This window comes from Paenibacillus sp. EB106-05-06-XG162 (genome assembly GCF_058791655.1).
Window position 1 is genome coordinate 207,945 of the sequence record NZ_JBYTDT010000003.1, and the last position, 24,377, is coordinate 232,321.

Annotated in this window: 20 protein-coding genes; 4 read left to right on the plus strand and 16 right to left on the minus strand. The window is 46.5% G+C overall.

Annotated elements, in window-relative coordinates; genetic code table 11:
- Nucleotides 1-3: 3 nt before the first annotated feature.
- The 4 genes from AC3WU2_RS09725 to AC3WU2_RS09740 are packed head-to-tail and all read right to left on the minus strand — an operon-like array spanning nucleotide 4 to nucleotide 4,688.
- Entirely contained in the window at nucleotides 4-1,644 is a 1,641-nt protein-coding gene (locus AC3WU2_RS09725) for an alpha-glucosidase (RefSeq protein ID WP_492453614.1), read from the minus strand.
- Between the two features lie 23 nt (nucleotides 1,645-1,667).
- Nucleotides 1,668-2,507: a carbohydrate ABC transporter permease gene (locus tag AC3WU2_RS09730; RefSeq protein WP_492453615.1), complete on the minus strand. Its 840-nt coding sequence runs from the start codon at nucleotides 2,505-2,507 to the stop codon at nucleotides 1,668-1,670.
- A complete protein-coding gene (locus AC3WU2_RS09735; RefSeq protein WP_492454033.1) occupies nucleotides 2,494-3,372 on the minus strand; it encodes a carbohydrate ABC transporter permease in 879 nt (292 codons plus the stop codon). The genes AC3WU2_RS09730 and AC3WU2_RS09735 overlap by 14 nt, the downstream gene beginning before the upstream one ends.
- Before the next feature lie 2 nt (nucleotides 3,373-3,374).
- Nucleotides 3,375-4,688 carry an ABC transporter substrate-binding protein gene (locus AC3WU2_RS09740; RefSeq protein ID WP_492453617.1) on the minus strand — a complete coding sequence of 438 codons (1,314 nt, stop codon included), beginning with the start codon at nucleotides 4,686-4,688 and terminating at the stop codon, nucleotides 3,375-3,377.
- Between the two features lie 343 nt (nucleotides 4,689-5,031).
- On the opposite strand from AC3WU2_RS09740, the gene AC3WU2_RS09745 reads away from it, so the two are divergent.
- Together AC3WU2_RS09745 and AC3WU2_RS09750 are read left to right on the plus strand one after the other, a co-directional pair.
- Entirely contained in the window at nucleotides 5,032-6,045 is a 1,014-nt protein-coding gene (locus AC3WU2_RS09745) for a LacI family DNA-binding transcriptional regulator (protein WP_492453619.1), read from the plus strand.
- Nucleotides 6,046-6,089: 44 nt separating this feature from the next.
- The gene (locus tag AC3WU2_RS09750; RefSeq protein WP_492453621.1) at nucleotides 6,090-6,998 is read left to right on the plus strand and encodes an ROK family protein; all 909 of its coding nucleotides are present in this window, start codon (nucleotides 6,090-6,092) and stop codon (nucleotides 6,996-6,998) included.
- Between the two features lie 187 nt (nucleotides 6,999-7,185).
- On the opposite strand, the gene AC3WU2_RS09755 is transcribed toward AC3WU2_RS09750, so the two are convergent.
- The 3 genes from AC3WU2_RS09755 to AC3WU2_RS09765 form a co-directional block, all read right to left on the minus strand.
- On the minus strand, nucleotides 7,186-8,514 hold the full coding sequence (locus AC3WU2_RS09755) for a hemolysin family protein (protein WP_492453623.1): 1,329 nt from the start codon (nucleotides 8,512-8,514) through the stop codon (nucleotides 7,186-7,188).
- Between the two features lie 143 nt (nucleotides 8,515-8,657).
- Nucleotides 8,658-9,971 (minus strand): replication-associated recombination protein A, encoded by a 1,314-nt coding sequence (locus AC3WU2_RS09760; protein ID WP_492453625.1) that lies wholly within the window; start codon nucleotides 9,969-9,971, stop codon nucleotides 8,658-8,660.
- Between the two features lie 86 nt (nucleotides 9,972-10,057).
- Entirely contained in the window at nucleotides 10,058-11,074 is a 1,017-nt protein-coding gene (locus tag AC3WU2_RS09765; protein WP_492453626.1) for a ketoacyl-ACP synthase III, read from the minus strand.
- Nucleotides 11,075-11,245: 171 nt separating this feature from the next.
- Between AC3WU2_RS09765 and AC3WU2_RS09770 the strand changes: the two genes are divergently transcribed.
- A complete protein-coding gene (locus AC3WU2_RS09770) occupies nucleotides 11,246-11,440 on the plus strand; it encodes a hypothetical protein (protein ID WP_492453628.1) in 195 nt (64 codons plus the stop codon).
- Nucleotides 11,441-11,501: 61 nt separating this feature from the next.
- Here AC3WU2_RS09770 and AC3WU2_RS09775 read toward each other — a convergent pair whose 3' ends face one another.
- The 6 genes from AC3WU2_RS09775 to AC3WU2_RS09800 all read right to left on the minus strand — a co-directional run bounded on the left by AC3WU2_RS09775 (nucleotide 11,502) and on the right by AC3WU2_RS09800 (nucleotide 18,784).
- On the minus strand, nucleotides 11,502-12,260 hold the full coding sequence (locus tag AC3WU2_RS09775) for a tRNA threonylcarbamoyladenosine dehydratase (RefSeq protein ID WP_492453630.1): 759 nt from the start codon (nucleotides 12,258-12,260) through the stop codon (nucleotides 11,502-11,504).
- A gap of 17 nt (nucleotides 12,261-12,277) precedes the next feature.
- The gene (aspS, locus tag AC3WU2_RS09780; RefSeq protein ID WP_492454035.1) at nucleotides 12,278-14,059 is read right to left on the minus strand and encodes an aspartate--tRNA ligase; all 1,782 of its coding nucleotides are present in this window, start codon (nucleotides 14,057-14,059) and stop codon (nucleotides 12,278-12,280) included.
- A gap of 37 nt (nucleotides 14,060-14,096) precedes the next feature.
- Nucleotides 14,097-15,344, minus strand: a complete 1,248-nt coding sequence (gene hisS, locus AC3WU2_RS09785; protein ID WP_492453632.1) for a histidine--tRNA ligase — start codon at nucleotides 15,342-15,344, stop codon at nucleotides 14,097-14,099.
- A 544-nt stretch (nucleotides 15,345-15,888) separates the two neighbouring features.
- A complete protein-coding gene (locus tag AC3WU2_RS09790) occupies nucleotides 15,889-16,059 on the minus strand; it encodes a hypothetical protein (protein WP_018757072.1) in 171 nt (56 codons plus the stop codon).
- Nucleotides 16,060-16,140: 81 nt separating this feature from the next.
- On the minus strand, nucleotides 16,141-16,587 hold the full coding sequence (gene dtd / locus AC3WU2_RS09795; RefSeq protein ID WP_018757071.1) for a D-aminoacyl-tRNA deacylase: 447 nt from the start codon (nucleotides 16,585-16,587) through the stop codon (nucleotides 16,141-16,143).
- A 16-nt stretch (nucleotides 16,588-16,603) separates the two neighbouring features.
- Nucleotides 16,604-18,784: a RelA/SpoT family protein gene (locus AC3WU2_RS09800; protein ID WP_492453635.1), complete on the minus strand. Its 2,181-nt coding sequence runs from the start codon at nucleotides 18,782-18,784 to the stop codon at nucleotides 16,604-16,606.
- Between the two features lie 199 nt (nucleotides 18,785-18,983).
- Here AC3WU2_RS09800 and uraA point away from each other — a divergent pair, with 199 nt between their 5' ends.
- Complete coding sequence (gene uraA / locus AC3WU2_RS09805; RefSeq protein WP_492453637.1) at nucleotides 18,984-20,255, plus strand: uracil permease; 1,272 nt, start codon at nucleotides 18,984-18,986, stop codon at nucleotides 20,253-20,255.
- A gap of 76 nt (nucleotides 20,256-20,331) precedes the next feature.
- Here uraA and AC3WU2_RS09810 read toward each other — a convergent pair whose 3' ends face one another.
- Genes AC3WU2_RS09810 through AC3WU2_RS09820 form a run of 3 tightly spaced genes read right to left on the minus strand, consistent with a single transcriptional unit; the run spans nucleotide 20,332 to nucleotide 24,293 of the window.
- Nucleotides 20,332-20,844: an adenine phosphoribosyltransferase gene (locus AC3WU2_RS09810; protein ID WP_492453639.1), complete on the minus strand. Its 513-nt coding sequence runs from the start codon at nucleotides 20,842-20,844 to the stop codon at nucleotides 20,332-20,334.
- Between the two features lie 27 nt (nucleotides 20,845-20,871).
- On the minus strand, nucleotides 20,872-23,301 hold the full coding sequence (recJ, locus tag AC3WU2_RS09815; protein ID WP_492453640.1) for a single-stranded-DNA-specific exonuclease RecJ: 2,430 nt from the start codon (nucleotides 23,299-23,301) through the stop codon (nucleotides 20,872-20,874).
- 38 nt (nucleotides 23,302-23,339) lie between these two features.
- Nucleotides 23,340-24,293, minus strand: coding sequence for a cation diffusion facilitator family transporter (locus AC3WU2_RS09820; RefSeq protein WP_492453642.1), 954 nt, complete (start codon nucleotides 24,291-24,293; stop codon nucleotides 23,340-23,342).
- Nucleotides 24,294-24,377 lie beyond the last annotated feature (84 nt).

Below are 24,377 nucleotides of genomic sequence, written 5' to 3' on the forward strand. Positions count from 1 at the left end.
GCGTTACTTGCGCGTCCATATTACGGCCTCATTAGGTCTTAGGGTAACCGCGTCCATGCTGTTCACTGTATCTCGACGACTGGACAACACGAAATGGGCTTCACCGTCTAGTAATTCGCATGGATTAATCTGTACGCCCTGATTGTCATAATTCAGTGCCACGAGTGCTCTGGTATTGGCGCCTTTCAACGTTCTCACATACAGGATGAGATGACCTCTCCGTTCCAATACGGTATAATCGCCTACCTGAAATACTTCTTGCGTATTACGCAAGTGTAGTAGTTTCTTATAATAATGAAGTAATGAATCGGAATGATTTAATGCTGACTCTACGTTTATTTGCTCATAATCCGGTCCCATGCCGATCCAAGGTGTTCCTGATGTAAATCCGCCATGAAGACCTGCATTCCATTGCATCGGAGAACGAGAAGCATCCCGTCCCTTCGCATTTGCGATTTCCAGCGCCTGCTTCTTCGTCTTCCCTTGATTCACAGCAATGTCATAGGCATTTAATCCTTGAACATCCTGCATATCTTCGAGTCGATGAGCTACGAAATTCCGCATACCAATCTCTTCGCCGAAATATAAGAAAGGTACTCCTTTGGCGGTCAGGGCCAGTGTTGCCATGAGGCGAGCCCGTTGCTCATCAACCTCCGCATCCCCTTCACCAAATCGTGAGATCACACGAGCCATATCATGACTGCCGAAGAATAATGTCGGAATCTGATCCTCACGGTGTACCCGCTCCATTGTCTCCATCTCAGTGAACAAGTTCTCCGGACTAAATTCCTTCTGACTACCGAGATTGAAATTAAAGACCACATCCAGTTTCCCGTGACCGCTATACCGCTTCAGCATGTCCATATCTTCGGAACCAACCTCGCCCACCATGAACATCCCGCTTCGCGCATGAACAAATTCACTGATTTCCTGGATAACATCTTGAATTCCGTCTTGATCTTGATCATTCACATGCTTCTGTTCACCCGTGGCTTCATCCATCGGATTATTCGGGAATTGATTGGACACCGACAAGAAGTTGATGACATCTAGCCGGAAGCCGTTCACACCTTTGTCCAGCCAGAATGCCATAACTTCCTTCATCGCTTCTTTGACCTCAGGATTCGCCCAGTTCAAATCAACCTGTTCTTTCGCAAACCCATGATAATAATACTGTTCTGTCGCCGCATCCCATTCCCAGGCCGTTCCGCCAAAAAAGGACTCCCAGTTATTCGGGACACCGCCATGGACCGCATCCTTCCAGATATACCAATTCCGCTTCGGATTCGTTCTGGAAGACCTAGACTCCTTAAACCATGCATGCTCTGAAGACGTATGATTCAACACAAGATCCGCGATCACGTAAATCCCTCGAGCCTTCGTTTCCTGAATAAATCGTTCGAAATCTTTCATCGTTCCAAAGTCAGGATCGACTTGGCAATAGTCTGCAATGTCGTATCCATTATCGACTTTCGGAGACGTATAGAACGGCGTTAACCAGATCCCTCGTACCCCAAGATCTTGTAAATAATCTAACTTCGAGGTAAGACCGATGAAATCACCGATCCCATCCCCATTGCCATCACAGAAGCTTGGCATATACACTTCATAGAATACCGTCTGTTTCCACCACGGCTTTTCCATTCGATATCCCCTCCCATGCAGGCTTATTTCAAGTTAAATTGCATTCCTTCTTGGAACTTCTTCCCGAAAATGATGAACAAGATAATAATCGGCAAGGTCAGCATCACGGCCCCGGCATACATCGGACCTGGATACGACTGATACGGACCGAACATCTGAGATAACAAGACGTTCAACGTCAACATCCCGTCACTCCGTACGACGATCATATCCCAGAGGAGCTCTGTCCAACGTTCCATAAGCAGGAATAAGAAAACAACGGTCGTAATGGACTTCGACATCGGCATCATAATTTTATATAAGATTTTGAAGTCCGATGCCCCATCTAGCTTCGCTGCTTCAATGAACACGGTTGGTACTGCCTTAAAGAAGTTCGTGTACATGAAGATTCCCCATAGGCTCATGGCTTTCGGAATAATGAGCGCCCAATACGTATCGAACAGTCCCACTTTTTGAATGATCAAAAAGTTAGGGATAATCAGAATAATCGCCGGGAAGAACATGTGGAACAATACAAAATTGTTAATCGTATCTCTTCCGCGGAATTTTAGCTTCGCTAATGCATAAGCAACCATAATCCCGAACAACATCATTAAGGCCGTAGAGACTAAAGATATGAACACACTGTTAAAGAAGGAATGAATCCATGGTCTTGTAATACCAGTCTCGCCGCCCGTGAAGAGCCATTGATAGGAGTGAAGCGTTAATTTGGTCGGTATCAATTTCCGATCCACCTGCGACCAATCGGCAAACGAATTTAATACCATGTATAAATAGGGGAACACCATAATCACGAGCAGTACGATCGCAAAAATGTAGCGGATCGACAACCGGAATTTGTTGTTTGATTTAGACCCAACCATTGCGCTTACCCCACATTTCTAATAATTTTCTGATCACGAAGATGGACACAAATGTTACGACAGCGGCCATAATCGCGATAGCTGATGCATAGCCTGCTTGGAGGTTCTTAAAGGCTTGGCTGTATATTTCCATTTGCCATGTATTCGTCGCATAGTTCGGACCGCCGCCTGTTAATTGGTAGACCTCAGTGAAAATACCGAATGTTGCTCCGAAGGATAAAATCAATGTCGTATAGATTGCCGGATAAAGCAAAGGCAACGTGATTTTCCAGAACCTCTGGCTATCCTTCACACCATCGATCGCTGCCGCTTCATAGACTTCTTGATCAATGCTTTCCAATCCGGAAGTAAGGATTAACGCATAGTAACCGGTAAATTTCCAAGCAATAATTAGCGCAACGACGAACAATGCCGAGAATGATCCGCCAAGCCAGTCAATATCAAGACCTAACCGCTCCCTCAAGAACGTCTGAACAGGGCTTGTATGTGACAAGAATCCTTTAACAATCAAGGATGCAACAACCCCGGAAGATAGATAGGGTAAGAAGAAACCAATCAGAAATACGGATTTGAATTTAGGCAATCCCTTTACAACCACCGCGACTAAAAGCGACAAGATTGTGACAAGCGGCACAAATACAATCATAAATTTGTACGTTACCCAAAACGCCGCTTGCACTCCCGGTGTGCCTAAAGCTTTGGTAAAGTTCTTAAATCCTACAAAATCATAGGTTGGTGAGATTAAGTCCCAGTTCGTAAAGGACAAGTATAGGGACCAGATGAGTGGCCCCAGGAAGAATACGGTCGAGAAAATAAGGTAGGGGCTGGTAAAGAGCCAGCCCAACCGATTATTATTTTTGTCAATCATTATTGAAGTTCCCCTTCAATCGCCTTCTTCATGTTGTCCCAACCTGTTTTTGGATCAATCTCACCACGAACAATTTTGTTAAATGCTTCTTGACCAATTAATGTCTGTAATTCGTTGAATCTTGGATTGTCCATTGGCGGAACAGCATTCGGGATTGCTTTTGCATACTCTCGCAATACAGGCGTTTTTTCAAATACAGGCTTAAATGCTTCATTCGTACCTACGTCATCACGAGCCGGAGGCAAATTCGTTTCTTGGAAGAAGGCAACGTCATGCTTGTCATCCGAGTATACCCATTTTATGAATTCCATCGCAGCTTTTTGTTGCTCAGGGCTTGCAGATGCATAGATAACAAGACCTTTAGCATCCGCAAATGTTTTTGCGTTCGCTGGATCCATACCGTCCGGAACAGGAGGCAAGGATAATTCATAGTTCTTTTTATACTCAAGCTCTGGATATTTCGTAGCCCATGTACTGAATGTCCAAGGACCCACATCCGTAAATACACCCACACCATTTTCGAATGGTTCTGTTACATTCTGAGACAGTAGTCCTTTTTCTTTGCGAAGGTTATCCACGAATGAAAGAACCTCTACGCCTGCTTTATCATCGGCGACAAATTTCGTTCCTTCAATAAACTTGTTACCGTCGGAAGCCGCATCGTACAACATGAAGAAGTCAAACCATCTTTTCCATGCCGTAGGATCTGCCAAGTCTGGTTTTGCCCATAGATATTTATCCGGGAATTTTGCTTTTAATTTCTTCGTTGCTTCAATTACTTCGCTGTATGTTCTCGGAACTTCGTTCACACCAGCTTCTTTCAGGATATCTGTTCTCCATCCGAACAACATGGCATTGGAGTAGATTGGAAGGACGTACTGATGACCATCAGCAAATTTCCAAGGTTCAATGGTTTTGGCCATATTCCGTTTTGTTACAATGTCATTGAAACCATCGATCGTATCCAGAGGTACTAACGCTTTACTGTTCGCTAGCTGGGCTGCGAAACCACGGCTAATATTTTCAGTCATCGTTGGTGCACTTCCACCTGCAATGGCAGCTTGGATGCTTGCTTCAGAAGTTGGTGACTCCTTAATCGCACTTACGTTAATTTTGACTTTAGAGTTAACTGCTTCATATTCTTTGGCGATTTTTTGCCAATAAGCTTGTTGAGTCGGGTTAGGTGCTGCCCAGAACTCAATTGTTGTTACTCCATCTGCTGAAGTACCTGAATTACTGCTCTTCGCTCCACAACCTGCAAGAATCGTGAATACAAGCGTAAATACAAGTAATACCGAAAGCTTCTTTTTCATGAAATAAAACCTCCCTAGATGTCGATGCACTCTCGCGCACACTCTTGTAACTGTATAACATATAATTGTAACGTTACAAAATTATGTGCATTTGCGTTATGAAAGCGTTACAATAGTTATTATTGTGCTTTTTGATCGAAATGTCAACCTCATTTTTATCTTTCTTTGTAAAAGGCATAAATATTAATACCATTCAATAACTTTACTATTTATTGTTGTAACGTTATTATATTATCATAATTAATGTATTGTAATGATGGTTTTACAGCATAATCTTTAGTATTATGAGAAACAACGGGGGAAATCATTCATTGAACTTCTATTAGAAAGGACGTATCTTCGCATGAAAGAGAAAGTGACGATGCAAGATATCGCCGATCGATTAAACATATCGAAGAACTCTGTTTCACAGGCTCTTTCTGGTAAAGACGGTGTAAGTGAGGAAACGAGGAAATTAATTATCGATGCAGCGGATGAGATGGGTTACATCTATTCGCGTGGGCGTAAAAGCACAGAAGAAGATGTTGGAACCTTTGCCATCTTGGCATCGGAATTCGCCTTTTCCCAGCGTAACTTTTTCGGAGAAATTTATCTAAGCATTGAGAAAGAAGCCGCAAAGCAAAACAAACGAATGGTTATTCAATCCATTGACAAGCATGCTGCGGATCATTTGATTCTGCCTCCGATATTGGATCAATCCATAGACGGAATCTTGATTCTATCCCATATTACCAATTCATATATCCAGGCCGTGACCGAGACTGGGATTCCCACCGTGTTAATTGATCACCACCATCCCGATATCAAGGCAGACAGCATCCTCACCAATAATCGCTATGCCGCTTACATAGCAGTGCAGCATTTAATTGATTTAGGGCACACCAAAATCGGCTTTATCGGCGATATTCAATTCTCTCCCAGTTATTATGAGCGCTTAGACGGTTATCGTATGGCCCTATACCAAGCTGGAATTGAATACAATGCTGTATGGGTCTTGGATCGTGCTACGGAAGAAATGGATGATGTCTTCCAAGCAGTGCAGTCATTGGACACGCAACCCACGGCTTGGTTCTGCGTTAATGACGGGTTTGGATTCTTCATTACTTCCGTATTGTACAAGCTTGGATATCATATTCCGCAAGATGTATCCATTGTCAGCTTCGATAATGGACAATTGTCACGTATCACGACACCTATGACGACAACGATGGACGTAGATCTATCTTACTTTGGGCGTAAAGCTGTCGAACAACTCTTCTGGCGTATCCATCATCCCGAAGAGCCCTTTGTAGAAATTCTCTTAAGGTCCAATTTGATCATTCGGGAGTCCACGCAACAACCAAAAGCATGGTCATAAATCTTGCATAATCTACTTCATGAAGACAAGGATGTGTTGTAAAGATGAATCCATATTCCATCGTATTTGACGTAGGTGGAACAGCAATCAAGGCAGCCGTTACGACAGAGGACGGTCAAGTTATTGAATCTACGGTAGAGACGTACCCTGCTTATTCCAATCAGAGCCGGGCTTTCCTTCTCGATTACTTCTATCAGCTGATCCAGAAGCAGGCGAACAAAATAACGGATAAGCAGCACACCTTTGCTGGTATCGGATTTGCTTATCCCGGTCCATGTGATTATGATCGCGGGATTAGTTACATTCAAGGACTATCCAAATTTGATGCCTTATATGGTGTAAGTATTATGGACGCGATGAGAGAGCGTCTGGAGGAAGATCCTTTATTGCGGCCACGTATGGAATCCGATTACCGGATTATTTTTGGCAATGATGCCCGCTTATTCGGGGTTGGCCAGTGGTTTATAGGTCCGGCGAAGCAAGTTAACAAGTCCCTCTGTATTATGATTGGGACGGGTACCGGTTCTGTATTTATTGATCATGGCGTTGCAATTAAGAATAAAGAAATTTACAATCATGCCTATCGCGAGAGCATTATCGACGATTACATTTCCAAACGAGGGATCTTAAAGATCGCTGAAGAAGCAGGCGTTTCCTCAAAATGGGACGTACGAGATATCGCAGAGGCTGCTAGAGATCAAAAAGACGAATCCTCTATCTCCGTATTCCATCAGTTCGGAATCATGCTAGGAGAAGTCCTTGAACGTTACATCGATGAATTTCAGCCTGATATGATCATCTTAGGCGGACAAATCGCGAAGGCCGGAGATCTCTTCCTCCCAAGCACACGTGCCTATCTTCGCGAGAAGGCTCCGCAATTTCATATTGCTGAGAATGGCTCCTATAGCACCTTTGCCGGTATATCTGCAATCATTCAAGGTATTTCAGAGTAATAAATACAAAAAGAGGATTACATCTTCGACTGGTACCCATAGACTGGACTCATAGTATCCGTGAAAAAAAAGATGATTACTGTATAGTACAGTAATCATCTTTTTCAACTTCTTAAGTGCCGACAACTTTTATCGAAGGGTTCCGTTCATCCGCAACAGCAGATATGCTCCCTTCATATTATCTCGATTACACTGCTTCTAAAGCATCTTCCTCTGATCTCTCTCGTACGACCTTACGGAGCGTAATCCGAGATACTCGTAAGTTATCTGTCTCTTCAACAATGAAATCGTAATCTTCATACGTAATGGATAAGCCCTTCTTCGGAGGAATCTCGATTTGGGCATACAACCAGCCACCAATGGTGTCATAGTCGACCGTCTCAATCTCCAGCCCGAACTTATCATTGACTTCATCAATTAACAGAAGTCCATCCAAGGAATAAGTCAACTCATCCTTCTTCTCAATCGTAGGACGCTCTTCATCGAACTCATCTTGAATCTCGCCGACGATTTCTTCCATGATATCTTCTAAGGTTACAAGACCCGAGGTACCGCCATATTCATCGATCAAGATCGCAATTTGCGTCTTATTCTTCTGCATTAATTTGAGTAATGCACTGATCTGCATCGACTCAGGAACGGATGTAATCGGACGAATTATCGAACGTGAATCATTTAGCTCTTCGGATTTGAGCAAATCTTTAATATGAATAAATCCAATAATATGGTCTTTATCTTGCTCACAGACCGGATATCGTGTACGCATTTCTTCGAGCGCAATCGCTTTGTTCTCATCATGCGACAAATGCGTGTATAGACAGATCATCTCTGTCCGTGGAATCATGATCTCACGGGCTGTCGTCTCCGCGAATTCAAATATATTATCTACTAAGGTCATCTCGGTGTTATCGATCAGACCACTCCGGTTACTTTCTTTCATCAAAATACGAATTTCTTCTTCCGTATGCGCAGAATCATGTTCAGATGCCGGTGCAATGCCGAACAACCGAAGTAAACTGTTCGCAAGTCCGTTAAGCACCCAAATGAACGGATACATGATCTTGTGGAAGAACATGAGAAACGGCGCAGTCCATAGCGTCACATTTTCCGACTTTCGAATCGCCATCGTCTTCGGCGCAAGCTCACCTAGCACAATGTGTAGAATCGTAATCAATAGAAACGCAATAATAATAGAAACCGTATGAATAAGTACATCATTGAAACCTAACGCTTCAAACACAGGTTTGAGCAGTTGTGCGATTGCTGGCTCTCCCAGCCAACCTAGTCCTAGTGATGCGAGTGTAATTCCCAACTGACAAGCCGATAAATAGGCATCCAAGTTATTGACGATGCTCTGTGCGAATTTCGCATTCTTACTGCCTTCTTGCACAAGGGTATCAATTCTACTCCCCCGTACTTTCACCATCGCGAACTCCGCTGCGACGAAGAAACCATTCAGAAATACGAGCACGAACACAAAAAATAAATTCAACAAACTCGGTAAAGGGTCATCCATTCATTCCCTATTCTCCTTTGCGAAACTTAAATCACAAGCGCTAAAGGCGAATAGGTACACCTCCTTCAGATATGAAAATCTTATATTAATATTATATTATACCGATGAGTAGGTTTGTCCGTCAAATGAAGGAAAATTTTCGTCTATGATTTTGGTTGTCGCCGAAGCTGTTGGTTATGCTTAATTTTCTCTTCCATACCTTGCTCAGAGGCCATATAGAAGACACGATTTCGAATGTTCGCAGGCAAATAATCCTGCACGACATAATGCCCTGGATAATCATGCGGATACTTGTATCCCTGATGACCCAGCTTCTCTGCCCCCTTATAATGCGTATCGCGCAAATGAAGCGGCACCTCGGCCGACTTGATCTCCTCCATCGCTTCCATCGCGCGATAGATGGCGAGCGGAATCGCATTCGACTTTGGACTCTCAACAGCAAATAGAATGGCCTGGGCAATAATATATTTGGATTCCGGCCACCCGATCTTATGATACGCATCCAGCGCGCTGGTCGCTTGAACGAGCGCTTGCGGATTAGCTAAGCCGATGTCTTCGCTGCATGCAACGGTCAGACGACGGATGAACGTCATCGGGTCCATGCCGAGCTTCTCGACGGCATAGAAGAACCAGAACAACGCGGCATCGCTCGATCCGCGAATGCTCTTGTGGAACGCCGACAAGACGTCGTACTGCGTCGACTCGTCTGCACGGACCGTCGGGCGGCGGATGGACTCCTCCGCCACCTCGAGTGTGATGCGGACGCTGCCGTCCGCATCCGGCGGCGTCGTCAGTGCCGCCAGCTCCAGCGCATTCAGCGCACGGCGAATGTCCCCATTCGCCATGCTGGCGATGTGCGTCAGCGCCTCTTCATCGGCGCTGAGCTGCATGAAGCCGAGGCCCCTGTCGGGATCCGACAGGGCACGGGTCATGGCCAGCAGCGAATGCACCTGCGTGAGCGGCTGCAGCTGAAAGAGCGTAGAACGACTGAGCAACGCCCCGTTCACATAATGGAACGGGTTCTCCGTCGTCGCTCCAATGAACACGATGGTGCCCTGCTCCACCGCAGGCAGCAGCGCATCTTGCCTCGAGCTGTTGAAACGATGCACCTCGTCCAAGAATAGAATCGTCTTCGTCCCATACATCATCTTATTCTGTTTAGCTTGTTCTATGACTTCTCGTACATCCTTAACCGATGCATCGACTGCATTTAGGCGTACGAATGTACCTTTGGTCTGCCTCGAAATGATATGAGCTAACGTCGTCTTCCCACACCCTGGCGGCCCATAGAGAAGAATGGAGCTGACCTGATCTGCTTCGATTGCTCTTCGAAGCAATTTACCCGGTCCTACAATATGTTCCTGACCAATGTATTCATCCAGGGACTGCGGCCGCAGTCGATCTGCAAGCAAACGCTGTCCCGGTTCTGATTGTTCTTGATAAGAGAATAAATCCATCGTCTAATCCCAACCCTTATTTATTCTGCGATATGATGCTAACACTTGTTCTTATATCATACCACAAGTAGCCTAAGGGAGCCTAACTACATCCAGCGAAGGATCAATCCTGTGTACGTGAGGCCGCCCCCGAAGCCGAACAAGAGCATATTGTCGCCCTGTTTCACTTTGCCTTCCTGAACTCCCAAATGAATGGCGAGCGGGATCGATGCAGCCGATGTATTGCCGTAATATTCGAGGCTATAGAGCGCCTTCTCCAATGGAATATCGCTCTTCTCACAGATCGATTCGATAATGCGCAAATTCGCACTATGCGGTACGAACCAATCAATCTGCTCCGTTGTTCCACCTGTCTGCTCGAGCAGTGCTGCAATTCCTTTCGGGACCGTACTCACAGCAAAACGGTAGACCTCCCGTCCGTTCTGTACGATATTCCCATCTCCGACTAGCACTGTGCCGTGGAGCTCCTTACGCGATCCTGACCGATATACATGCTTGCCGCCAACCCCGTCTGTCCCCATCGTCACCGCCTGAAATGCGCCGTTTTCCATATCTCGTTCCACTAGCACGACACCCGCTCCATCACCAAAAAGGATACAGGTCGTGCGATCCGTGTAATCCGTCACACGTGTTAAGGTATCTGCCCCGAAGACGAGGATCTTCCGATGCAAGCCTGCGCTGATCAGACCGTTCGCGAGATGCAGACCATATGCGAACCCTGCACACGTCGCATTGATATCCAGCGTCCCCGTACTTGCGATCTCAAAATGCGCTTGAACGATTGCCGCTACTGAAGGGAACGGAACATCGGGCGTATTCGTCGCAACCAGAATCATATCGACGTCTTCAACGTTAACCGGATAGTTAGCTAGCATATCCTCGACAGCTCGAATACACATATCACTCGTAAATTCGCCATCACAAACGGCTCTTCGCTCATGAATCCCTGTACGCTGCACAATCCATTCATCACTGGTATCTACCAGCTGTTCCATATCTGCATTCGTAATTTTGCGTTCAGGAACATAAGCACCGATCGCTGTAATTCGAGCATGCGAAGTCATTTCGATTTTACTATCTTTCAACACATTTGAATTTGTCATATCCTAATCCTCCTTCAGTCTTTTATTAGCACTAGATATTAGTATCTGGTACTAAATTTAGTGATATCATAACACACCCCATTAAATAACGCTAGTGGTTCGTTTTATTCGAATATTCAGTTGAAAGTTAATTTCTATTAAATTACAATAATAGGAAAAGGAGGAGTGTACATGAAGCAAATCCGGGGCTTTACGCTCGTCGTCATCCAACTCGTCTGGGATCTCTGGGCGGGCACTGCACGCAAAGGGGAATTCTACGACACGCATACGGTTACACGTACTAGAGCAGGTTACTTCCTCTTCATCGCACTCGCGGGAGCGGCAGCGATCAGCCTGGTAAGCTGGGCTTACCTGCGGTTGAAATAGTCTTACACAAAAAAACAACCTGTACTCGGCCGTGATGGCCAAGAACAGGTTATTCGCATTATTATGATTCTTCTGTCTGCATAGTTGCGAGCAAATCACGTACTGCAACGCTGGTCATAATCAGCCCAACGGTTGGAGGTACGAACGCGTTACTCGCTGGCGGCATTTGCGCTTTACGAATATCCGGCGCATTCTCCGGAACGATTCGCTGGGTCACATCTTCACGAGGTTTGATTGGCTCCTCTGTGGAGAAGACAACTTGAACCCCTTTCTTAATGCCTTCCTTGCGTAATTTCTGACGAATGACACGTGCAATAGGGTCCATTGAAGTCTTGGAAATATCCGCAACTTGGAACTTTGTCGGATCCATCTTATTCGCTGCGCCCATGCTCGAGATGACCGGGATCCCGCGAGTTAGACACTGTTTGATCAGATGAATCTTATAGATGATCGTATCCGATGCATCCAGTACATAATCGAGTGGATATTGGAACAACTGCTCATAGGTCTCTTCCGTGTAGAATATATTCAGCGCGATGACATCGCAATCCGGATTAATAAGCTTAATCCGGTCACGCATCAAATCCGCTTTCTTCTGTCCCACCGTCGTCGTTAACGCATGAATCTGGCGATTAATGTTCGTGATGTCGACCACATCTTTATCGATGAGAATGATTCGGCCGATCCCTGTACGCGCGAGCGCTTCAGCTGCAATTGAGCCGACGCCGCCGATCCCGAGGACCGCGACGGTACTTCTCTTCATTTTGTCCAGACCATCCGGACCAATAGCCAGTTCTGTTCTAGAAAACTGATGAAGCATAGTGCTTACTGCCTCCTCTAGCCGATGACTGCTTCAGCTGCTTTTTTCGAGAGCTTGATGTGCAATTGATCAAGCTGTGCACTCTCAACCGGTGACGGCGCATTGCTGAGCAAATCTGTTGCACTTGCTGTTTTCGGGAATGCGATCGTCTCACGTAAGTTCGTACGGCCTGTGAGCAGCATCACTAAGCGGTCAAATCCGAATGCAATACCACCGTGTGGAGGCGTTCCGTATTCGAATGCATCCAGCAAGAAGCCGAATTGTTCTTTCGCTTGTTCTGGCGAGAAGCCAAGTGCGTTGAACATTTTCTCTTGCACATCACGTTTGTAGATCCGCATCGAACCGCCGCCGACTTCATAACCATTCAAGACGATATCGTAAGCTTGTGCACGAATCTTTCCTGGGTCAGTGTCGAAGTAATGCACATCATCTTCGTTCGGACGCGTGAACGGATGGTGTTCTGCGACATAGCGTTTCGCTTCTTCGTCATATCCGAGAAGTGGGAAGTCTACAACCCACGCGAATTTGTATTCATTATCGTTAATCAAACCGAGTTGACGGCCGATTTTGAGACGTAGGTTACCAAGTACATCAGCAACAACTTTCTTGTTGTCTGCGGAGAACAAGAGCAAGTCGCCTTCTTCTGCCCCTGTACGCTCTTTGATCGCTGCAATTTCTTCTTCGCTGAAGAATTTCACGATAGGCCCTTTGAACTCGCCGTCTTTCACTTGAATCCAAGCGAGGCCCTTCGCGCCATAACGCGCTGCATAAGGTCCTAGATCGTCGATATCTTTACGGCTCCATGTTCCGCAGCCTTTTGCGTTCAAGCATTTCACTTCGCCGCCTTTTTCAATAACGGAAGCAAATACTTTTACACCACAGTTCGCTACGATATCGTTCATTTCAATCAATTCCATGCCAAAACGCAAGTCCGGCTTATCTGAACCATATTTACCCATTGCATCTGCATAAGTTATACGTTGGAACGGCGTAGGAATATCAACGTTAATTGTTTCCTTGAACAAGCGAGCCATGAGCTGCTCCATCATGCCAAGTAATTGATCTTGGGACAAGAAGGATGTCTCAATGTCGACTTGCGTGAATTCTGGCTGACGATCTGCACGAAGATCTTCATCTCGGAAGCAGCGTGCGATTTGGTAGTAACGCTCGATCCCGCCGACCATTAGCAACTGTTTGAAAATTTGTGGCGATTGCGGCAATGCGAAGAATTCACCTGGATGCACCCGGCTCGGTACAAGATAGTCACGCGCACCTTCTGGTGTGCTCTTCGTCAAGATTGGAGTCTCCACATCGATAAAGCCTTGCTCGTCGAGGAAATCGCGGAAAATTTTTGCAGCCTTCGAACGAAGCAATAATGTTCTCTGCATTTCTGGACGACGCAGATCCAGGTAACGATATTTCAAGCGAAGGGATTCATCGATTTCGATGCCGTCTTCGATGAAGAACGGCGGGTTCTTCGCTGCATTTAGAATTTCAATTTCCGTAATTTGTACTTCAACCTCACCTGTCGGCAAGTTCGAGTTAACCGTCTCCGCATCGCGTTCCACGACTTTACCAGAAACAGCAAGTACGAATTCATTCCGCGCACGATCGCCTAATTTAAGCGCATCGCCGGAGAAATCCGGATTGAACACGATTTGTACGATCCCGCTGCGGTCGCGAAGATCAATAAAGAGTACGCCTCCAAGGTCACGGCGGCGCTGTACCCAACCGTTGAGCGTTACCGTCTCACCGACGTTTGCTTTAGTCAATGTTCCACAGTTATGCGTTTTTAGCATCATTTTCGTTCTACCCCTTTTGGTATATTGTCTTTACCTATTTAATGATTTCTTCAGCTAAGCGAGCAAGTGGTACCATCTTCTGCTCCCCTGTAGTCATCGATTTCAGCGCAATCTCTCCGCGGGATAACTCGTCATCACCTAAAATCGCGGTAAAGCGAGCTTGCATCCGGTCAGCTGATTTCATTTGCGCCTTCATTTTACGTCCCTGGTAGTCTTTCTCCGCAATGATGCCTTGTGTCCGTAAAATATGCAACTGCTTCGTAACCTCATCCTCCGCCTGCTCTCCAAGTGCAATCAGATACACATCGAGCGGCTTTGGCTGCGGAATCGCAATGCCCTGCTTCTCCAAAATTAATGCGATACGCTCCAGACCGATACCAAATCCGACACCCGGTTGATCCGGGCCGCCAATACCAGCAACCAATCCGTTGTATCGCCCACCGCCGCCGATCGTATCAATCGCGCCGATGCCTTGTGCTTTATACTCAAACGCAGTATGCGTATAATAGTCAAGCCCCCGTACAAGACGGTGATTAATCGTGTATTCCACACCCATCGCGGTCAAATGCTGCTTCACCTTCTCGAAGTGTGTCGCACATTCTTCGTCCAGACTATCTAGAATCGATGGTGCGTCCGTGAAATATTGCTGATCCACTTTACAATCCAATACACGAAGTGGATTACGATCCATACGAGACTGACAATCCTTACAGAGTTTGTCCCGTAGCGGATTCAAGAAATTGAGCAATGTATCGCGATAAGCTGCCCGTACGGCTGGGTTCCCGATGGAGTTGATCTCCACCTTTACACCTTGTAATCCGATCTCGCGGCAGAACTGATAACCGAACGCCACAACTTCCGCATCAATACTCGGGTCTATCGCACCGAAGGCTTCGATCCCGAACTGATGGAATTGGCGCTGACGCCCTGCTTGCGGACGCTCATAACGGAACATCGGACCGATATAATACAACTTGCATGTATCCGGCTCCCCGTAGAGCTTGTTCTCTACATAGGAACGAACCACGCCTGCCGTACCTTCCGGACGAAGCGTCATGCTGCGGTCGCCTTTATCACGGAACGTATACATTTCTTTCTCGACGACGTCTGTCGTCTCTCCAACACCGCGCTCGAACAATTCAGTCTGCTCAAAAATCGGTGTGCGAATCTCCTTGTAATTGAACCTGCGGCTCAAGTCACGTGCTTTCTCTTCAATAAACTGCCAGTTCTCTACATTCCCAGGCAGAATATCCTGTGTGCCCGTAGGCTTCTGAAATGCCATATTCGATTCCCTCCGTCTAAAAATAAAAAAATCCCCCACCCCTGTCATCAGAACAGGGACGAGAGATTGTGTTCACATTCACCCGTGGTACCACCCACATTTCGAGCTAAATCCCATATTACAGGATGAATATCGCTCGCTTTACGGTTAACGCCCGTGACACGCAAATCGATTACTGCGAAGGCTTCGCATCGAAGCTCATCGGTTCACCGTTTGTTCTCAGGGAGGTCTATTCGTTCGTCCATCATAAGGATCCTTACAGCCTGGGGATCCCTCTCTGTCTATGTGGGGTGAAGTACTTTATCCCTTCAACGAATCAAAGATTCATAAACTTATTATATGATTGTAGCGAGTTAGTGTAGGAAAGTCAAGATTTGGTTGCCTCTTTGGGCCTTAATTCGATAAGAAGACAGAAAAAAACCTACAAATTCGATTGTAGGTCCAAAAGTTATATTAAAAAGGGGGTCATGTTTGTAGTATAGACCGGCAATGTTATCGGATTGTTTAATTAACATTACAGTTATATTACAAAAAATAAAGCGCTTCATTTCCCCGTTCCATTCCAATCCTGATTACGCTTCGTTGGAATCATCATCTCGGAAGCGAACTCGTTCCCGCTCCGACTGACGCCCATCCGCATCGTCTCATGCATATCATTGCCAAGAATTCGAGCATCTGCTCGTCGCATGGCCATTTCTTTCTTCGATGAACGCAATGCAATCGCTCCTTCACGTAAGACTGGTACCTCCCTAGTCTTCCCGATCGGAGTTCTCTTAATCCATCTGGGTGTTCTTGCTTACTCTTGCTTCGAATCCACGATCAAGGTGACGGGGCCTGAATTCGTAAAGACGACATCCATCATTGCCCCGAACCGCCCGGTCTCTACGACCAAGCCTAGCTCACGCAATCTCGCATTGAAGAGTTCGTATAACTTTTCCGCCTGTTCGGGACGAGCCGCAGCCATGAAGTTCGGACGTTTCCCTTTGCGAACATCACCGTAGAGTGTGAACTGGGAGACCGATAGAATCTGTCCGCCAACATCCACGACAGAGAAGTTCATTTTCTCCTGATCATCTTCAAAGATACGCAGCCCCGCAATTTTATCCGCAGCATACCGAACATCTTGTTCTGTATCTTCATGGGTGATGCCCACGAGCAGCATTAATCCGAATTCAATTTGACCGATGGTCTCACCCGAGACAATGACGCTTGCTTCTTTACAACGCTGTACCACGACTTTCATGAACCACAATTCTCCTCTATTGCATCATCCGATGAACGGAATAGACATCTCTGACACGCTTAATTTTATCGACGACGGATTGCAAATGATCATTGTTCCGAATGAGAATCGTCATATGAATGAGCGACATTTTGTTCTTATCCGAACGACCCGATACCGCCGAAATATTCGTCTTGCTCTCGGATACCGCCTGAAGCACTTCATTTAGCATACCGCGGCGATCCAGTCCTGTAATCTCAATATCAACACTATAGTTCGCTTCGACCGTCTTCTCCCACTCAACTTCAATGACACGTGCTGCTTCATCAGCATCGTCATCCTTCGGAATGTTCGTACAATCCGTTCGATGCACAGACACCCCGCGTCCACGCGTAATATACCCGATAATATCATCGCCAGGAATCGGATTACAGCAGCGTGCAAACCGCACGAGCAGGTTATCGATACCTTTGACCCGAACGCCGTTCGTCGGACGTGATTTCCGTTCTGGCGAACTCTTCACTTCACGTACTTCATTCGTCAATTCGATTAAATTCGCTTCTTCCGCTTCCTTACGCATTTTCTCCGTAAGTCTTGTGCAGATCTGAGCTGCGGTAATGCCACTGAAGCCGATGGCAGACAGCATATCTTCGATATCATTAAAGGTGAATTTCTTCGCCACCTCAAGAAGTTTGTCATCCGTTAACCAAGCCGACGGCTCTAGACCAAGACGCTTCAGCTCGCGCTCGAGTAGTTCTCGACCCTTCTCTACGTTCTCCTCGCGGCGCTCTTTCTTGAACCATTGCTTAATTTTGCTGCGCGCGTGCGAGGATTGTGCGATTTTGACCCAATCCTGGCTTGGACCGTAGGAATGCTTCGACGTTAGAATTTCGACGATATCGCCTGTCTTCAATTTATGTTCGAGCGGTACGATTCGACCGTTTACCTTCGCGCCGATCGTCCGATTACCGACTTCCGTATGAATGCGATAAGCAAAATCCAATGGGACTGATCCCGCCGGTAATTCGATAACTTCGCCTTTTGGCGTAAAAACAAACACAAGATCCGAGAAGAAGTCCATTTTGAGTGATTCCATGAACTCTGACGCATCTTTGGTCTCTTGCTGGAGCTCTAGAATTTCGCGGAACCAGTTCATTTTGTCCTCGAAATTGCCAGCAGGTACGACACTGCCTTCTTTGTATGCCCAATGCGCTGCGATACCGAACTCGGACGTGCGATGCATTTCCCATGTGCGGATTTGCACTTCTGTCGGTTCACCATTTGGTCCAATCACCGTCGTATGCAGGGACTGATACATATTCGCTTTTGGCATCGCGATATAATCTTTGAATCTGCCAGGCATCGGCTTCCATAACGTATGGATAATTCCGAGTGTCGCATAACAATCTTTAATATTATCAACAATGATCCGAATCGCGAGCAAATCATAGATTTCAGTGAACTGCTTGTTCTTCGTCGACATCTTCTTATACACGCTATAAATATGTTTGGGGCGACCGGATAAATCCGCTTCGATCCCCATCTCGTCTAGCTTCTCTTTGATTCGTCCAATGACATTATCAATATACTGCTCCCGCTCTACACGCTTCTTCTGAACGAGATTCGCAATCCGGTAGTATTGCTGCGGATTCAAATATCTAAGGGCGATATCCTCCATCTCCCATTTAATTGCGGAAATCCCGAGCCGGTGTGCGATTGGACAAAAAATCTCCAACGTCTCATAAGCAATTCGACGCTGGCTTTCTTCGGATTGATATTTTAACGTTCGCATGTTGTGCAAACGGTCTGCAAGCTTAATGACAATGACACGAATGTCCTGTGCCATTGCTACAAACATCTTCCGATAGTTCTCGTTCTGTTGTTCCTCTTTGGATCGGAACTGAATCTTCTCGAGTTTAGTCAGACCATCCACGAGCAAGGCGCAAGTATTGCCGAATTTCTCCCGAATGGCATCCAAGGAGACCGATGTGTCTTCAACTACATCATGCAATAGCGCCGCAATAACGGATGTCGTATCCATCTGCATATTAACCACAATATCAGCGACCGCAAGCGGGTGAAGAATATAAGGCTCCCCCGATTTGCGCACCTGATTGATATGGGCTTTCTCAGCAAAATCGTAGGCTTCCTGTATACGCTGCAAGTCCTGTGGTTTGATATATGCGGATGCCTTCTCAAGTAACTTTTCAATGCCCATCTGCTCCGTTCCAATTCCTCTCTACATAGAATGCGGTACAATCCGACCATAAATCCGTGTTTTTATCATTATGCCCTTCTGGGCTGGCTTCGTCAACTATTCTGACTTTGGTTTGTCTATTTGTGCACATTTTTGTTGAAATTATCGGAAAATCTATATAAGATAGTACAGGTTTTATATTTATTGGGGAGTGATATTGTTGTCACAAAGAGAAATTCAAGTCCATGAAAGACCTCCACTCGGCAAAGGCGCAATCCTGAGTATTCAGCATTTGTTCGCTATGTTCGGATCGACTGTTCTTGTTCCGAATATGTTCCACATTGATCCAGGTATTGTACTACTCATGAACGGGATAGGCACACTACTCTATTTATTCTTATGCAAAATGCAAATTCCCGCATACCTCGGCTCCAGCTTCGCATTTATATCTCCTATTACTGTTGTTCTCGCGATGAAAGGCGGTAACGGTTATTCCGATGCACTAGGCGGCTTCATAGTTACTGGGGTCATCTTCTGTCTCGTAGCTCTTCTCGTTAAACTAGCTGGGACAAATTGGATTCATGTTCTCTTCCCTCCAGCAGCAATGGCTGCCATTGTAGCCGTAATCGGGCTTGAACTCGTACCGGTCGCAGCTAGTATGTCTGGTCTCATCGGTTCGGGTGCAGATTGGACACCGGATTCTAAAGTCATTACGGTATCGCTCATTACACTTGGCGTGACAGTTATTGGTAATGTGATGTTCCGCGGCTTCTTCAAGATCATACCGATTCTGATCGGGATCATCGTCGGTTATATTGTTGCAGCTATGGTAGGTCTTGTGAAATGGGAAAGTGTTGTAAATGCAAGTTGGTTCTCCTTCCCACATATTACGACACCCACGTTCAATTGGACTGCGATTATTACGATTATCCCAGCAGCTCTAGTCGTTATCGTTGAACATGTAGGACACTTGCTGGTTACGAGCAATATCGTTGGTAAAGATTTGTCGAAAGACCCTGGTCTTCACCGTTCCATTCTCGGTAACGGGATTTCTACGATTATCTCTGGTTTTGTAGGATCCACACCAAATACTACATATGGTGAGAACATTGGCGTTATGGCTCTTACGAAAGTATACTCCACATTCGTCATCGGCGGTGCCGCTGTATTCGCGATTCTGATGTCCTTCTTCGGTAAATTCTCTGCACTGATCTCCAGTATTCCTGTGCCGGTTATGGGCGGTGTATCACTTATGCTCTTCGGTGTTATCGCGTCGTCCGGCCTTCGCATTCTGGTAGAGTCCAAAGTTGATTTTGGTAAACCGACGAACTTACTGCTTACCACACTCGTTATCGTCATTGGTATCAGTGGCGCGAAGCTGACGATCGGTCATGTGGAGCTCAAAGGAATGGCACTTGCAACTATTGTAGCAATCGTCCTTAGCTTATTCTTCACGATCATCGAGAAAATCGGCTGGTCGAACGAGAAGTAATCCATAACTATACAAAAAAAGAGCTGGTCGTAACGAATACGTTACACCAGCTCTTTTTGATACATCTTTATTATGATTAATAAGTTAACAATGAGTAGACATCAATGTTCTCTAGTTTGTCGCGGCCATTTAATTCTGCGAGCTCGATCAAGAAAGCCGCACCGACAACATCGCCGCCTAGCTGCTGAACAAGGTTCACCGAAGTACAGATTGTACCGCCTGTTGCAAGCAGGTCATCCGCAATAAGAACCTTCTGACCTGGTTTGATGGCATCCTTATGCATCGCCAACTTGTCTGAACCATACTCTAGGTCATAGCCAACTTCAATCGTCTCTCCCGGTAATTTACCGCTCTTACGAATCGGTAAGAACCCTACGCCAAGAGCATAAGCAAGCGGTGCACCCACGACGAATCCACGTGCTTCTGGACCTGCGATCAGATCAATTTGCTTGTCCTTGATCATTTCCTTCATGGCATTGATAGCTTCGCGGTAAGCTTCACCGTTTTTGAGCAAAGTCGTAATGTCTTTAAAGCTAATACCTGGTTGCGGAAAATCCTCAATGACACGAATATGTTGTTTGAAATCCATCCATCTATCTCTCCTCTATTTCATTACTTAAACGGATTGTCGCCCAAAACGACGCGCGAGCTGCGCTGTCGATACGGCTAATAATTGCTCTTCTACAGCAGACTTGCGTTCAAGATCGCGATAAGCTTGCGCCGTGGTCAAATCTGCTTTTTGCGGCTGATCAACGATGGTGACACGCCCCGAAGCTTCTTGAATGAAACCAAGTTCCGTGAATACATCCATCACATGCTGCAAAGTCCGTTCGGAAAGTCCTGTACGCTGCTTCATACCTTGAATAAATGTATTCTCGGCAGCAGACCACGACCGTTCTCTCATCATATCCACATAAACCCGTTTAAATTCCTCTCTCGAAGGAACACGCAAACAATCCTCTGTTGGCATGTTATCGTAGAGGATATAAATGCGTTCGAGCTGTGCGGCGTGCTGGAGAATCAAATCGACTGCAGTGACTTCCTCTGGCAAATCGATAAGATAAATCGTCTGCAGATCCGATAGCTCGATATTCGGCTGATCAGACATACCTGAGATCGGTCTTAATCCTACTTCACGATCGTACACCAAACACGTGAATATCTCTGCATTCAACGGAGGAACATCCCATTGCATCCAATAGGAATCACTTGCAACAACCCCCTGCAATTTCGGGCCATAGATCGAAGAACGCCCCGATTGTTCCCAAGCTGAATGTGTCTTCTCGATATACTGCAGCGGATTCCGTATCCCGCGTCCGTCATAACATTGCACATGCGGAACCGCTAAGTCTTGTACGAGCAGCTGCGCTTTTCTGCGGCCGTTCCATTCATTGATCTGAAGTTCTCCAACAAGATCGAGTACAGCTTCATCATTCATGAGATTCGCGAGTGGGCCATTGCGGAAGGATATAGCATCCAGCTCCATCCGCCCCTCAGCGAGCGTCAATTTCAGATGCTGTTTCTCTTGACCGATTTGTCTAGACTCCTTGAGCCGAAGCCCGCGTAACTTCACACGTGGCGCCGGGTTCGCCATTCCGAACGGAGCAAGCTCCTCCAGTGATTCAATGAATGCAACGGTCGCATCAGACAATTTACATTCAAGATCAATCTCAACGGAAGCCATTTCATGCTCTGGCGTGAGACAGCACTCAGCAAGCGAGATCATCCGCGCCTCAAATGCAGCTAGATGATCCCGCTCCATTGTAAGGCCTGCGGCAGCCTCATGTCCACCATAATGATCTAATAATTCAGAACATTCTGTTAAAGCATCATACAAATTAAATCCATCAATCGAACGAGCCGATCCTTTGCACTTGCCTGTATCCGCATCAATGCCCAGAATCAACGTCGGGCGATAATAACGCTCGAGAATTTTGGAGGCAACAATTCCGATTACCCCAACATTCCATCCTTCACCTGCAAGCACAATCACTTTAGGCAGCAATCTATCTTGCGAACCCGCAATTTTCTGTTCCAGCTGTTCGACTGCTTCCGCCGTAATTTCTTCTACGATATCTTGTCTGGCCCGGTTCAGGGCATCCAAATGCTCGGCAAGCTGCTTCGCCTCCACCGCATCTCTAGTCGTAAGGAGCTCTACGGCCTGCATCGCATGCTCCAATCGACCACTTGCATTGATCCGAGGCGCCATTGCAAATGCAACTTGCGTTGAACCAATCTGAGGCAGCTTCATATCCGCTGTTTCGAATAGCGCTCGCACGCCTAAATTGGTCGAATGACGCATACGTTCAAGGCCATAACGAACGAGAATCCGGTTCTCCCCCGTTAATGGCATCAAATCTGCGATCGTCCCGAGTGTGACGAACTCCAATAATTCCTCAGGAACTCTGCCCAATAGGGCGTGTGCCAATTTGAAGGCAACGCCGACGCCTGCTAATCCTTTGAAAGGATAAGGACAATCATGGATTTTGGGATTCACAAGCGCAACTGCATTCGGTAATACGTCCGGCGGTTCATGGTGATCAGTTACGACGACATCAATCCCCAATTGATTCGCATAAGCAATCTGATCGACGGCGCTAATCCCCGTATCGACCGTAACAATCAAAGCGACACCATGCTTCGCCGCATGATCGATCGCTGGATTATTCATGCCATACCCTTCGGTCATCCGATGCGGAATATAGGTATCGAAATCCGCGCCGAGCTCGCGGAACAATTCAATCATTAATGACGTACTGGAAACGCCATCTGCATCATAATCACCATAAATGCGAATTTTCTCGCCCTGCTCTAAGGCCCGTTCGATTCGCTCAACAGCAGCATCCATTCCTTTCAGCAGGAATGGATCATGCAAATCTGTAATTGTCCCATGCAGGAACATTTCCACTTGTTCGGCGGTATCGATTCCTCGAACAATGAGCATCTGCGCGATGAAAGTGGATACTCCCGTCTCCTCTGCCAATCGACGTACTTGCTCCGGCTGTGGATTTTCTTTGAGCAACCACTTCATTTTGGAATGAAGCATTGATCCCCCTCCTTCGTCATCCAAGCCATCATGCTTGATTATTGAAGCAATGTCGGATGATCATCGTCCAACATGTGATTGTTACTCTTATACGGAAACCCTGGGTCGTAAGGGTTCACATGAATGAACACATCCGATACATGCGCGAATTGACTCATGAGATGCTGCTTCACTCGTTTGCCAATTCGATGACCTTCAAGCACTGAAATCCGAGGATTCACACTTAGCTTGACATCGACGATCACATAATGTCCATGTTCTCTCGCACGAAGCTCATCCACTTCGATAACACCCGCTACGGATAATACCGCATCAACCAATTCCTTCGAATCCTCTTCGTGCAGCACATGATCCATCGTATTGTGAATGGCTTCAATGACAAGTCGGTAACCCATCCGCAGCACGAGGACAGCAACCACAAGCCCTGCCAGCGGATCCAAATACAGAAGCCATGGCAAGTGCTGCCATTCCCCGACCAATGCTCCGCCAACGCCAACCAATGCTGCAAGGGATGAGTACACATCGGACCGATGCTCCCAAGCGTTCGCAATTAACGCCTGACTCCCTAATTTACGGCCTAGACGATATTTATATTGGAACATCGCTTCCTTCACGATAATCGATATCAGAATCGCGAGGACCGCATAGCCATGAGGCGCTTCATGAACACCTGAGAAAATCGCGAGAATCGAACTGCGCGCAATCTCGAACCCGACGAACACGAGCAGCAACGAGACGACGATCGCAGCGATGGACTCGGCCTTACCGTGACCATAAGGATGATCTTTATCCGGCGGGATCCGCGCCGCTCGAATGCCGACGAGGACCGCAAGCGATCCCGCGATATCAGAAGCCGAATGAAATGCATCTGCGAGTAAGGCTTTACTGCCAGAATACCATCCAACAATTCCTTTCATGACGGCTAACAATAAATTCCCAATAATTCCTACCCATGCCCCCGTTTCCGCCTTAGCGGAACGCTCATTCCTCATATGTCCCCCTCCAAGTTGAAACGGCTGCACTCGCGCACAAAAGCCGCGTCGCGAGGACGCGGCTTTCCGTAAATCTTTTCGTTC